14 protein-coding genes are annotated in these 12170 nt (G+C 43.1%); 5 read left to right on the top strand and 9 right to left on the bottom strand.

Going from position 1 to position 12170, the window contains the following annotated elements:
* Window positions 1-182: 182 nt before the first annotated feature.
* Both Q4519_RS00340 and Q4519_RS00335 read left to right on the top strand, forming a co-directional pair.
* Complete coding sequence (locus Q4519_RS00340; RefSeq protein WP_303508297.1) at window positions 183-1715, top strand: hypothetical protein; 1533 nt, start codon at window positions 183-185, stop codon at window positions 1713-1715.
* A gap of 113 nt (window positions 1716-1828) precedes the next feature.
* Window positions 1829-2518: a flagellin gene (locus Q4519_RS00335; protein ID WP_303508294.1), complete on the top strand. Its 690-nt coding sequence runs from the start codon at window positions 1829-1831 to the stop codon at window positions 2516-2518.
* Between the two features lie 99 nt (window positions 2519-2617).
* Here the strand turns inward: Q4519_RS00335 and Q4519_RS00330 are convergent, their stop codons facing one another.
* From Q4519_RS00330 to Q4519_RS00320, 3 genes are all read right to left on the bottom strand, one after another.
* Window positions 2618-2854 carry a (2Fe-2S)-binding protein gene (locus Q4519_RS00330; RefSeq protein ID WP_232799989.1) on the bottom strand — a complete coding sequence of 79 codons (237 nt, stop codon included), beginning with the start codon at window positions 2852-2854 and terminating at the stop codon, window positions 2618-2620.
* Between the two features lie 318 nt (window positions 2855-3172).
* Complete coding sequence (locus tag Q4519_RS00325; RefSeq protein ID WP_303508290.1) at window positions 3173-4087, bottom strand: response regulator; 915 nt, start codon at window positions 4085-4087, stop codon at window positions 3173-3175.
* Complete coding sequence (locus tag Q4519_RS00320) at window positions 4084-4560, bottom strand: chemotaxis protein CheX (RefSeq protein WP_303508287.1); 477 nt, start codon at window positions 4558-4560, stop codon at window positions 4084-4086. The genes Q4519_RS00325 and Q4519_RS00320 overlap by 4 nt, the downstream gene beginning before the upstream one ends.
* Window positions 4561-4645: 85 nt before the next feature.
* Here Q4519_RS00320 and Q4519_RS00315 point away from each other — a divergent pair, with 85 nt between their 5' ends.
* Entirely contained in the window at window positions 4646-5545 is a 900-nt protein-coding gene (locus tag Q4519_RS00315) for a hypothetical protein (RefSeq protein WP_303508286.1), read from the top strand.
* A 104-nt stretch (window positions 5546-5649) separates the two neighbouring features.
* Here the strand turns inward: Q4519_RS00315 and Q4519_RS00310 are convergent, their stop codons facing one another.
* From Q4519_RS00310 to Q4519_RS00285, 6 genes are all read right to left on the bottom strand, one after another.
* Window positions 5650-6192 carry a DUF1439 domain-containing protein gene (locus tag Q4519_RS00310; RefSeq protein ID WP_303508285.1) on the bottom strand — a complete coding sequence of 181 codons (543 nt, stop codon included), beginning with the start codon at window positions 6190-6192 and terminating at the stop codon, window positions 5650-5652.
* A gap of 21 nt (window positions 6193-6213) precedes the next feature.
* Entirely contained in the window at window positions 6214-6786 is a 573-nt protein-coding gene (locus Q4519_RS00305; RefSeq protein ID WP_303508283.1) for a sugar O-acetyltransferase, read from the bottom strand.
* Window positions 6787-6832: 46 nt separating this feature from the next.
* The gene (locus Q4519_RS00300; protein ID WP_303508280.1) at window positions 6833-8293 is read right to left on the bottom strand and encodes an HDOD domain-containing protein; all 1461 of its coding nucleotides are present in this window, start codon (window positions 8291-8293) and stop codon (window positions 6833-6835) included.
* A gap of 193 nt (window positions 8294-8486) precedes the next feature.
* Window positions 8487-9524 (bottom strand): NADP-dependent oxidoreductase, encoded by a 1038-nt coding sequence (locus Q4519_RS00295; RefSeq protein ID WP_303508277.1) that lies wholly within the window; start codon window positions 9522-9524, stop codon window positions 8487-8489.
* A gap of 108 nt (window positions 9525-9632) precedes the next feature.
* Window positions 9633-9992: a VOC family protein gene (locus tag Q4519_RS00290; protein WP_232800044.1), complete on the bottom strand. Its 360-nt coding sequence runs from the start codon at window positions 9990-9992 to the stop codon at window positions 9633-9635.
* 63 nt (window positions 9993-10055) lie between these two features.
* A complete protein-coding gene (locus tag Q4519_RS00285) occupies window positions 10056-10406 on the bottom strand; it encodes a DUF4870 domain-containing protein (RefSeq protein ID WP_232799997.1) in 351 nt (116 codons plus the stop codon).
* 214 nt (window positions 10407-10620) lie between these two features.
* Between Q4519_RS00285 and Q4519_RS00280 the strand changes: the two genes are divergently transcribed.
* Window positions 10621-11034, top strand: a complete 414-nt coding sequence (locus tag Q4519_RS00280) for a CBS domain-containing protein (protein WP_303508270.1) — start codon at window positions 10621-10623, stop codon at window positions 11032-11034.
* Window positions 11035-11208: 174 nt separating this feature from the next.
* On the top strand, window positions 11209-12153 hold the full coding sequence (pfkB, locus tag Q4519_RS00275; RefSeq protein ID WP_303508266.1) for a 6-phosphofructokinase II: 945 nt from the start codon (window positions 11209-11211) through the stop codon (window positions 12151-12153).
* Window positions 12154-12170: the final 17 nt, after the last annotated feature.

Genomic DNA, 12170 nt, shown 5'->3' with positions numbered 1-12170 from the left:
CCGTAATTTGGCCTACATCAGTCAGTTAGCAAAAATTAATATCGCTAAATATACGCAGTAAAATTTTCAGTCTTTGCTCTAGCGCACAAAAATGACGCAAATTATGAAATTAGCCTGAGCATGACTTTGATACAATCTAAGCATTATTCTAACAACAGATGGATTGGCTAAAGGGACCCACCATGAAAGCTATCTCATTGATCAGTTTGATCTCTCTACCTATGCTTTGGTCATGTGCGCAGACACCAAAGTCAACACCTCCGGCTCCCGTCATCGTTGAAACGGCGATGCCTGAACGCGTCCCTTTCAGCCAAGTGTTGGAGACTAATTTCAGAGGCCAACTTGCATTAGGTGAAGGCGAAGCATGGTTTACCCCTTGTGGCTTTAAAGATTCTTTCCCGCTAACCTATGGCGAAGATCTAAGAATGATTTATAACAAGATCTCACCGAAAGCCTTTGAACCCACTTATATAGAGTTTGCCGGGGAAATCGTTCCATCCACAAACCAAACCGACGCTTCAATTAGGGTCGACCGTGTTCACCACATGGCGCTCAGTAAAACCTCCCCTCAATGCACTAAAGCCGTAACCGGATTTCACTTTAAAGCGCATGGCGATACGCCCTATTGGAATGCATTAGTTGCAGGACAAAACCTAACCTTTACCACTCAATCGAGTAGTCAAAAGTACGACATCAATCTCTCTAAGTTTGAAACCACGCAGCGCAATAACATTACAGCGGTGGGTAAAAATGGATTTTTATTGCAACTCAATATAAACCCTGGCCACTGCTACAGTAATAATGGTCGCGTGTATTGGGGTTATCAGGCAAAAGCCAATGCCGCATGGGATAAATACCAAGGGTGTGCCGAACCGGCTTGGCCTGAAGTAGACGAGACCATCATCGGTAACTACATGGGTAATAAATTACACTACGGGCAAACTATTTTAGACTTAGCGCTAAATGATGATTATTCCGCGACCCTAATTACCCAAACTCAGCAAGGGAGAAAAACCGAGTCAGGCTTTTGGAAATCCAATAACCCAGCTGAAGTCTCTTTATTTTTGACCCAATCGTCAGGCAAACCTATTGCCAAGGAGATAATCTTTAGCCGCGATGGGTTAGCCCTAGTCGCAAGCCAAACCAATAACTCTGGCACCGTTACTAAGTATCAAAATAATGCTTTTCAACTGGACAAGATGTCTGGCGGACAAGTCTTAACCTTCATGCCACAAAAGCAACCAAAACAGCGTCAGTTTAATGCCGCTAACATCAACCCTACGGGGCTAGATCGAACGGTACAAAAGGCAGTAACAGAATACTTCCGTTATCATCGTACCAATCCGGGTAATACTAAATTCAACTCTGTTAAGTATGACTTAAATGGTGATGGCATCGATGACGCCATCGTACAACTTAACTGGTGTAGTAAGCAGGGCTGTGTCCTATTAGTATTTCAAGGAACCGCTAAAGGCTATCAATTCCTGAGTCGAACCGAAAATGTTGCATCGCCCATCGTAGTTGGTCAAACAGCGCAATATGATTGGTTAACCCTATACAGCCAAGTATCAGGCAGCTGGCGCAGTTTATATTACAATGGTGTCAGCTATCCAGGTAATACCAAAGGGCTAACAAGTAGCAAAATAGATAACAGCACAGGCGTGGTACTCTTTTCATCTGGAAAACCACGCACTTGGCATAGCATTCCTCGTTAGCCTTTGAATCAACTCACCTTCCTGCTACAACCGTAGCAGGAAGCAATTTTCTTCAGCAATCTCCGCTAAAAATGGCTATAATTTAAGCATAATAGTGTTTTCTTGGGGGCGATATGCAAATAGGTTCAACGTCATCATTTCAATCTTCTAGTTTAATTTCACAACAAAAGAAAAAGGAAGAGGAAGAAAATGAAAAACTCGCCAGCGGTAAACGAATAAATTCAGCCGCAGATGATGCTGCCGGCTTTTCTATTAGTCAGCGGCTTACCTCGCAAATTAATCAGTCCGCCCAGCTCAATGCTAATGAAACTTACAACCAATCTCTCGCCAGTACCGAAAGCAGTGGCTTACAAAACTCATCTGCTTCTGTACAAAGGATCAACGAGCTGGTTGTTGCCAGTGGTAATGGTATTAACGGTGCAAATGAGCTAGGTGCCATTCAGTCTGAAATAAATGAACTTGTGAGTGGAATAGATAATGCGAGTAGCCTTGGCTTAGACACTATCAATGTCACTACACAAAGCGTTGATGCAAATTTAGCAACAGGGCAAGCTGCGCAAGAACAGTTGTTATCATCACAAAGTGACTTAGGCGCACAAATCAATGCATCTGATTCTTACCAACGACAACTCAGCAGTGCATTTGAGAATCAGAGTGCGGCACGTTCGCGTATAGAAGACGCTGATTACGCACAAGTAAGCTCAGATCAAAGTAAGGCTGAAACGCTACTAGAGGCGAGCGTGAGGGCACAGAAAGAAAAAGAAGAAAATGAGAAAAATGCAGTAACAAACCTACTTGGTTAGCGACTACTTACTTATAATTTAAACAAGTGTCGGTGCTGCCATAAACACTCACCCGACCTAATAGATAAGCAATAAAATGGGCTCTTCGTGAGTCCATTTTTATGCTACCTGCTTAATCGCAATACTTTGATCGTGGGCAGCGCGAACATTAGCAGCATAAGCCTGACCTTGATATTGCAATTGCTCTTTTTTAATCAAAGAAATGGCATCCGCCACGCAAACGCCACATTGCGCAGATAAGCCTAGCTCGCGTTTGAGGGCGCTAAAGCTTTTTCCCGTGGCAACCGCCTCGCGAATGGTTTTATCGGTGATCCCTTTACAAATGCAGATATACACGATGAGAGCCCTACTTATCAAACTTGCTGAGAAATTAAACAAATTATAAATCAAAATAAGAATGATTAACAATAACAATGTGTGTTATCACAATAAATTTGACCATACATAGAAGTAAAAAACGGTATAACTTATTAAAAGAAATGAACTTATAAAAAGATAAATTGACTTTAAATTGACCTTGAAGATTTTCACCTGTCGCAATTTCTAAGGCGCCATGGCCAGAATACTCCTCCTTTTCATCAATGGCGGGATCGTTTTTGCAGTTAAGTAACCCGAGTTTTGGATAAGCAAAACTGAGGTTAAGTGTTACCACATTTAAGAACAAACCAAGGTTAAATAACCTTGCCCATAGCCAAGTACGGCTAGCTCCACATCCACCCGTTCCGAGTTGGGTTTATTGAACATTTTTTCCAATTTAGGCATAGATTTCGCGGCAAAATTAACACTTTGTAAGGTCAGGCAGCATCCTGTTTTTTGCTCTACCATACTCGCACCTAACACCTTAAAGACTTGGTTTACATTAGCCATCATGGCTTTAGGCACCGATTTTTTCTTTATAATTTCGTGGGTTTGAGCATCCTCTAAACCATCCATACCGGCACCAAGAACCACTAAACCCGCAAAGTCAATGACCGCTACGGCGCGCACCTTTTTTCCGCCATCAACAAACATAGCCAAAAAACAGGGTAACCAGCGCCCGTGAAATGCACTGCCCGGCACCGCCTCTAATAACAACTCTTTCACCGAAAAAGCATTAAAAACAGTGTCGATAGCGTTCACTCTCGGTAATAGGATCCGATCTTGAATTTCTTGAGATAAACAAGCCGAAGCGCTAGCTTTAACCACCTCTGTATCGCCGTCATCATTTTCATCCAGCAGCGGTAACATGGCTTGATGCAAGGCTTCATCTTCAAACGGTTTGCTTAAAACAAACTCCGCACCAGCGGCAAGGGCTTGCTTTAATTTCACCTTAGCAGTTTCAGAAGTAACAAAGCCTATTTTGACCTTAATTCCCTGCTCTTTCACGGCCTGAAGCAGCTCAAGTCCCGTCATTTTTGGCATATACCAATCAGATAACACAATATCAGGCTGCCACTGTTTAATGATAGCTAAAGCTTCAACACCATCAGAAGCCAGTTGAGTATCGCAACCACCGTAACCGCAAGCTTTTAATGAACGCCTCACAATGGCTTGCATTGCCTTGCTGTCATCTACAATCAGTATTTTCATTCAACATCTCCTGCAGCTGAGCGAAGCGCTCCAGCGTCCTTTACTAGCATCACATAAACGGGCGCATGACTAATGAATAACAAACAGCCAAGCGAGTCCCTTTGCATAATCAGCTCAGCAACATTCACTGGTGACCATATTTTATTTGGCAACGTCATTTCATCATTTAGCGCCAGTGCTGTTTTCAGATGCCCAGCGATAATATTAACCATCTCACCTAAAGCGTCATCAAGCTGAACTTGACTGGCTGGCTCACTGCCTAAATCAAACATTACATCCGCTAAAGACCGAGCGGCAGGCTGGCTGCTAGCCAACAGCACACTTTGCTGACTAGGCTCAAAGGTCACACTGACTAGCCTATCTAAACCACTCAAATACTTTTGATGCTTGGCGAAATCAAAACGAACCAATACGACCGGACAAAAATGCTGCCACAGAGCGCTTACTGTCTGATCAAAATCAGCTTGTTGCATATTGAAACGCCCCAAATCGGCTAAAGTTCGATTTTTGCATTATGCTAAGTAAGGTAAATATTTCTTATTATTCAAGAGTAGCACAATGCATGATGACCACTTTATGACCATTTTTGTTATCGAAATGGCACTGTTTTTTCTCATTGTGTTAGGAGGGCTATTCTATTGGCAAAAACAAGGTAAAAAACGATTACAAGAGCAACTCGAGCAGGCCCAACTAACTATTGCCAAGCTTACTCAGGCGTTAAAAGCAAAAGGCAGTACGCCTGAGCCACAAGAATTACGGGATGCGTTGAAACAAAGCCAATTAAAAATCGACAAACTCAGTCAAGTTTATCAAGCACAAATAAAACTAATAAAACAAGTTGCTGATATTTCTGAATTGCCTGCTGAAACGAAAGGCACCCACCAAAATATCACGGAACATATCATCCGGTTAAAGCAGCAAGCCACCGAGTCAGGTGAAATAATTGATGAAATGACGGCGGCACTTAACGAGAGTTACTTAAAGTTTGATAACTTCAGTAAAGAAGCAAATGAACAAGAACAGAAACTAAAAAAACTATTAGATGAAGCGGTCAATAAATCCACTACCAGCGCCGAAGAGCAAGCGCAAATGGAAGCTCACGCCGAAGCCGTCGGCATTGAATGCCAGCAACTCACCGAAAAACTAAGCGCGGCCGAACAAGATATCACCCAATACAAAATGAGTGTCGACTCACTAGAGCAAGAGTTAGCGCGACTTCAGCAAAGTAGCCAAAAAGATGAAACAACAACCCTGAAAAAACAACTCGCCGAAGGGCAGGCAGAGCTGAGTCGCATCGTGCGAGAAAAAGATTTTATTGAAAAGCAGTTTTTAGAGCTACTTGATAGCGCGGAAGACTCCACCGATTTAGCCGCAGAGCTCACCCGAGCGAAAAATGAATACGCCCTGCTAGAGCAAAAATTTATCGAGGCTGAATCACAACGAAACGACCCTAATTAAATCTAGGTTAACACTCACTCCGAAAAGCCACTTTGAAATTCATACCAAAGTGGTACCTATCGAGTTCAAATCAATAAAGAAGAGCTAGTACAAATAAACTACAACTACAGCCCCATCAAAAATTCAATTTTACCGGGCTTAATTACTATCTCTTTGCCCACTTTCTTAATCATGGCTTGATTCATGTCTTGTTCATCTAAAACATAAATAGGCTGCGTTTGTAAAAACATCTGCAATGCTTGAGAAACCTGAGGGACCAACTTCGCCACCTCACTGCCTAAATCAGCCGGGTCGGAGGAAACATTAGTTAAAGTAACATCCTTTAAATATACCGCCCCTTCTTTCTGGTTGTACCAAGGCTTAGCACTAAAGTCGACGGTAACAGAGCCTTTAAATGGGCGCAGCGGGTTTTGTAGCTCTAGGCTAGAAGTGCCTGACACTTGCAGTGCATCGGCCTGCTCTCTACCGAATTTAACGGCAACCTTGCCCAATTCAGCTTTAACATAAAGAATACCAGGAATCCCATCTTCATGCTTAAAGCTAACCTGGTCATTGATATAACTCGCCACTTCTTGCTCTGACAGCGAATAAGTTTGACTACACGCACTGGCTAATAGAGCTAGGCCTACAACTATGCCTTTTTTCATGTTTATCCAAGCCATTAATGTTTACTCTCCAATATTATTGTCATTGTTTGATTCAATACGCTTTATCAGCTTTGCAGGCACTCCTGCCACTAAAGAGTCAGGAGCAACATCTTTGGTGACTACCGCGCCGGCGGCAACAACTGAGCGCGCACCGATTGTAACCCCCTGGCAAATAACCACATTACCGCCAATCCAAACATCATCTTCAACCACTATCGGTAAATTACAACATTCCCATTGCCTACGTTTTTTAAAATCAAGGGGATGAGATGCAGTATAGAGCTGGCTTGAAGGGCCGATTAAGACATTATTACCTATGGTGATTGGCGCATTATCTAACATGGTCACGCCCATATTGATAAAACAACGGTCGCCGATGCTAATCGTCTTGCCAAACTCGCATAAAAAAGGCGGGGTAATAATAGTTTGAGAACCAACCTTGGCAAAAATTTTCTTAGCTAAGGCGCGCCCTTTCGGGGCAAAGGTGCGATTAAACTGCTGTATTAATGTAAACGTTTGATGGCGTAACACTTGAATCTCGTGGGCATCTGGATCGAATTCTACATCCAGCTGCATTTTTTCTAGTTCGGTCATTTCTCACCTTAGCACCACCAATAAGTTGGCAAATCATAACTGAAACTTATCCATTTGGGTGCATCATTTTGGTTAAGCATAAATTAGTTTGCTGAACAAAATGTTGAAAAGCCACAAACGAAGTTTCTTCTAATTCAATGTGCCCCAGCTTTCTATCCGCATATACTAAGCCAATACTGCGTTTTTCCACCGCCAAAGGAGCTATGAAAAAACCGCTCTCGGGGGTTAGCTTAAGTAGCTTAGCGCTAATAAAACGCTGCCACTTATCATGATGTGAACGACACCAAATAGGCTCAAAAGACTGCAAGCTATGGGCAAATAAATTCTTTTCACGCCCAATTTCCACTTCAAAATCATCTTTAAGGTGCACTGAATCTTTGCCTGATACAAAGCGAGGTTTTAGGCCGCGTCGATCGCGTGTCAGCATAAATATCAATACCGTATCCATACCGATACCGCGATAGATACCTTCAAGGGCTGAATGCATCACCATATTGATGTCAACCTTCTCAACGGCCATATTGGTTAACTCATGTAAAATTTTTAATTGCAATGCTTCATTGCTTACCGCAATCTCTGAATCAGCAGGCAACACCATATCTTTCACATTAAGGTATTTAACTAAACGCCCTGCACCATAAGCATTCATTAGCTCAATGGTGCCTTGCTGACAAGATTGAATTTCTTTTTCCACCGTTTGTGGCCCAACGCCCAGCAGCTGGCCGATTTTAGCTTCATATTGCTGCTTTTTTTTGCCGTTGGGGTGAATAGAGATTAATTCCGCACTCAAGCCATCGGCCAGCATTAATGCGCGCATTAAATAGTTTTTCTCTGGCTCGTCAGCAAGAGAGGCTTCTACTGTTGCACCGAGATGCCAACTTGTCGCTAACCCTTGGCTCATACGCTCAAAAGAAGTCCCTAATAAGTCTCGAACTAGGCCCTGTTGGTACTCTATCGATTTATGATGCTGCTCTGCAAAACGTAATTGCTCATCGAGAAAAATAGCTACATCGCTGTTACTGCGCCAAAACGCCGCTTCGCCTAAACGTCGCATTAAGGCTGCTAAAAAATATTCTTCTTGGGTATCGGCATCATTTTTATGCAGTAATTTTTTTACTAGCATTCCAGCCAGTAAAGAGCGAGCAATAAGCAAAACTAAACGTTGGTAAACGTTAGGGTCCATTCGATGATCAGCCAGTAAAGTGTCAAGCATTTGCGCGGTAATACAAATTTGTTTAATGGCTTTAAAACCTAGCATCACTACGGCTCGGCTCACCGTTGTAACCTGTTGTCGACCACGGTTATAGCAAGCACTATTGGAGATCCTCAAGATCCGAGCAGTTAACCCATGATCATGTAAAATAGCTTGCCCAAGCTGCGATAATGAAGCGGTGTCGTCCTTGGCAATTTGCTCTAATTTAGCCACTGTATCTCGTAATACTGGCATTTCATGTTCGCTGATATAGCGAACCCAAGCTTCCTGTCCGAATAATCCTTTACAACTCATGATTAAGTTTCAGCCCATGCTGGTGCTATTTAGTAATAAGTCAAAGTGTAGGAAAAGTTTGCGATGAATGGGGAATAAGGAAGATGAGCTGTGAAATAAAGCGAAAAAAAAGCCTCTTTTTTGAGGCTTATGTGACAGTCATACAATTTCAACATCAGGCAAGTGATTAAATCTTGCCTGATAAGCGATAGGATTATACCGCCGAGTTTAACTGCACCACGACCTTACCAAAATTATCACCTTGCAGCATGCCAATAAAAGCAGGTACTACAGACTCTAATCCTTCATAAAGGTGCTCTTTATATTTCACCTGTCCTGACTTCAACCATTGATCCATCACAGGAACAAAACCATCGTAGCAGTGACCGTAATCATCAAAAATAATAAAGCCTTTCACTGTTAAGCGTTTAACTAAAATAGTACCCATTAATTGTGATAGACGATCAGGCCCAGCAGGCAGCTCTGTGGCATTATATTGCGACACTAAACCACACACAGGCACGCGAGCGCCCGTATTAAGTAACGGCAACACGGCATCAAACACCTTACCGCCTACATTCTCAAAATAAATATCGATGCCTTTGTCACACGCTTTATTGAGTTGGTCAGCAAAATCTTTCGCGTTGTGATCAATACACGCATCAAAGCCTAATTCATCTTTAGCGTGAGCACATTTTTCTGCGCCGCCTGCAATACCAACCACTTTACAGCCTTGCAACTTAGCAATTTGCCCAACGGTTGCACCTACAGGCCCCGTTGCAGCCGCCACCACTAAGGTATCACCAGCTTTGGGTTTACCTATGTCCATCAAGCCCATATAAGCCGTAAAACCAGGCATACCTAAAATGCCCAGCGCATAAGATGGGTGAGCAGGATTTTTGCCCAAATTAAACAAACCTTCACCATTGGACACCGCATAGTCCTGCCAACCACTGTAAGATAACACCCAGTCGCCTAACTCGAATTTATCATTGTTGCTACGCACCACTTGCGACATGGTCGCCCCCACCATCACTTCTTTTAAGCCCACTGGCGGCGCATAAGATTCGGTGTCGTTCATGCGTCCACGCATATAAGGGTCAAGTGAAAGGTAAATAGTACGCAGTAGAATTTCACCGGCTTTCGGCTCAGGGATTTGCGTTTCATTAACAATAAAGTTGTCTGGCGTTGGCGCGCCAACAGGACGAGAGTTCAATAAAATCTGACGATTATAAGAATGTGCTTGGCTCATATGATTTTCCTTAATCAATAAAAACAACCTGCCATGGCAAGTGACACTGTGGAGATGCAATATCGCATGCTAGCAACGCGGTGTCTACGTTATGAAAACCTTAATCGATCAGTCTTGCGACTCAGACCAAACCGCAAATTCATTACCACTGGGCTCAATAAAATGAAAGCGACAACCACCAGGAAACCCAAAAATAGGCCGGTTAACCACCCCGCCAGCCTGCTCTACTTTTGCTAATGTCTTATTAATATCATTACTGTAAAAAACCAATAACGCACCACCGCGGTCAGAGTGGCTAGCCAACTCAGCTTGGTAAAATCCACCGTCTAGCCCTTGACCAGAGAAAGCCGTATATTCAGGGCCAAAATCCGTAAATGTCCAACCAAAGACTTGACTAAAAAAAGCTTTTGTTAATGCTAAATCTTTGGCCGGAAATTCAACATAGTTTAACTTTTCATGCTTACTCATCATCGCACTCCCAATAAAAATGGCGCGAAACTCGCGCCATTAAGTCTGTTTGACTATCGTCTATTACTTTAAGAAACGTAACGTAAATGGCACTCGGAATTGCTCGCCTTTTGAGGCTGCAATCGCCCCCATAATACAAAAGATAAGGTTACAAATAGCAATCACAGGAATCAATAATGCACCAATAACAATAATACTTAAGATAAATGCCACCACATAAGCGATAGCCACCGTAATAGACCAGTTTAGCGCCTCTTTAGCTTGATCTTTAATGTAAGCATCATCGGTTTTAACTAAATACAAAATCAAGCAAGGAATAAAACCAAAAAAGATAGTTGCCACCCAACCAATCAACGCCATGTTCTTTGAATCTTGGCTTATTTCAGTCACACCTTGAGATATTTCGTTACTCATTAATTGTTCCTTAAACTATTGATAAAAATAAAGTAACAAAATCATACCCGAAACTCACCACAACTTCTGTGATGCTGGATTTAAAAGCAGCGCTTCAAATCAATAGCCAAAACCTATTAAACTAGTAGAAACAACCCAATTTACCTAATCAACGTAAAGCGTACACTCAAGTTAACTTAATCAATTCGATTAACAAGTTATATCAGGAGGCCTTATGCCTGCATTGTTAGTAAAAGATTTCATGAGCAAAAAAGTGGTTAGTTTCACCAACGAAACGTCAATTGCTGTGGCCGTACATAGCTTACTGCAGTCGCATCAAATTGGCGCCCCTGTCATCAATGAACATAAACAGGTAATCGGTTGGATCTCAGAACAAGACTGCTTAGACAAAATGCTCAAGTCCAGCTATCACTGTGACGAAACGGCACTGGTCGGTGACATTAAGAATGAGCAAGTTTTGAGCGTGTCTCCGCTAGATAACGTGTTAGATTTAGCCAATAAAATGCTCGGGCAAAAACCAAAAACTTACCCCGTGGTAGAAGATGGAAAACTGATCGGCATCATTGCGCGCCGTGATATTCTTAACGCCGTCGATCAACATCTAAGCAGTTGTTACACCCGCAAATAACTTAAATGCTTTATTTAGCGTTAAGGCCCCACTTTGCGCTAAATTATTTACTATACCCAATCAACTTGAAGATGCATGTTTCAAGCCTCTCCAGGTTGATTGGGTATATATTAATAGACACAAGGCTACTAACCATTACATGATTAAGGCTGTTTCAGTTTAGGAATCAGCCAAATGCAAAAAATAGTCACCATTACCGCTAACCCCGCGCTAGATTGCGCATCCACTACCCCGCGTATCATTGCCGAAGCGAAACTACGCTGTACTGACCCCGTGTTTGAGCCCGGTGGCGGTGGCATTAACGTGTCTCGCGCCATTAAAAAACTAGGTGGCGATTCAGTGGCTATTTATCCCGCCGGCGGCTCAACGGGCGAGCACTTAACCCAATTACTTGAACAAGAAGGCATCACTTGCCAGCCATCAACCTGCGCAACTTGGACCAGACAAAACCTTAATGTAGTCACGCCCAACGATAACGCACAATACCGTTTTATTATGCCCGGCGCGTCGCTTTCAGCTGACGAGCAACAACAACTGTTAGCACAACTAGCGCAACATCAAGATGCCGATTACTGCGTGATCAGCGGTAGCTTAGCCGAAGGCATGCCCGGTGACTTGGTTGCCGACATTGTTAACTATTGCCAAAGCCAGCAGATTAAAGTGATTTTTGATGCCTCAGGCCCTGCCCTTGAGAAAGCGGTCGCACAAGGTGGGTTATATCTTATCAAACCCAACGCCAACGAGCTCGCATTGCTAACTGGCTCAGAACTGATTGTGCCCGAAGAGCTAGAGCAAAAGGCGCGAGAAATTATCAACCAAGGTAAAGCCGAGGTGGTATTAGTGTCATTAGGGCCACAAGGCGCGCTCCTTGTCAGTAACGATATTTGTGAACAAATCGTGCCACCAAGGGTCAAAAAGAATAGTACCGTAGGTGCTGGCGACAGCATGGTTGGCGCCGTTAGCATGGCACTAGCACAAGGAAAAACCCTTCGCGAAGCGGCGCGTTTAGGCGTGGCTGCAGGCACTGCCGCCACTATGAACCATGGCACTCAGCTATGTAATGCTGATGATGTTGCTAACTTGTACCAGTGGATATTAAGCAAGCATCCCCTAGTATAAACGGTTAAGTCGTAACA

Source organism: Motilimonas sp. 1_MG-2023 (genome assembly GCF_030547455.1).
Taxonomy (GTDB): Bacteria; Pseudomonadota; Gammaproteobacteria; order Enterobacterales; family CBDFNC01; genus Motilimonas.
Note: the sequence above shows the minus strand (reverse complement) of the source record. Positions and strands in the feature narration are given on the sequence as shown.

What these genes read in the sequence shown, in the direction of transcription:
- Q4519_RS00340 (WP_303508297.1), top strand. Translation starts at nt 183, where the DNA reads ATGAAAGCTATCTCATTGATCAGTTTGATCTCTCTACCTATGCTTTGG.
- Q4519_RS00335 (WP_303508294.1), top strand. Translation starts at nt 1,829, where the DNA reads ATGCAAATAGGTTCAACGTCATCATTTCAATCTTCTAGTTTAATTTCA.
- Q4519_RS00325 (WP_303508290.1), bottom strand. Translation starts at nt 4,087, where the DNA reads ATGAAAATACTGATTGTAGATGACAGCAAGGCAATGCAAGCCATTGTG.
- Q4519_RS00320 (WP_303508287.1), bottom strand. Translation starts at nt 4,560, where the DNA reads ATGCAACAAGCTGATTTTGATCAGACAGTAAGCGCTCTGTGGCAGCAT.
- Q4519_RS00315 (WP_303508286.1), top strand. Translation starts at nt 4,646, where the DNA reads ATGCATGATGACCACTTTATGACCATTTTTGTTATCGAAATGGCACTG.
- Q4519_RS00310 (WP_303508285.1), bottom strand. Translation starts at nt 6,192, where the DNA reads ATGAAAAAAGGCATAGTTGTAGGCCTAGCTCTATTAGCCAGTGCGTGT.
- Q4519_RS00305 (WP_303508283.1), bottom strand. Translation starts at nt 6,786, where the DNA reads ATGACCGAACTAGAAAAAATGCAGCTGGATGTAGAATTCGATCCAGAT.
- Q4519_RS00300 (WP_303508280.1), bottom strand. Translation starts at nt 8,293, where the DNA reads ATGAGTTGTAAAGGATTATTCGGACAGGAAGCTTGGGTTCGCTATATC.
- Q4519_RS00295 (WP_303508277.1), bottom strand. Translation starts at nt 9,524, where the DNA reads ATGAGCCAAGCACATTCTTATAATCGTCAGATTTTATTGAACTCTCGT.
- Q4519_RS00290 (WP_232800044.1), bottom strand. Translation starts at nt 9,992, where the DNA reads ATGAGTAAGCATGAAAAGTTAAACTATGTTGAATTTCCGGCCAAAGAT.
- Q4519_RS00285 (WP_232799997.1), bottom strand. Translation starts at nt 10,406, where the DNA reads ATGAGTAACGAAATATCTCAAGGTGTGACTGAAATAAGCCAAGATTCA.
- Q4519_RS00280 (WP_303508270.1), top strand. Translation starts at nt 10,621, where the DNA reads ATGCCTGCATTGTTAGTAAAAGATTTCATGAGCAAAAAAGTGGTTAGT.
- pfkB (WP_303508266.1), top strand. Translation starts at nt 11,209, where the DNA reads ATGCAAAAAATAGTCACCATTACCGCTAACCCCGCGCTAGATTGCGCA.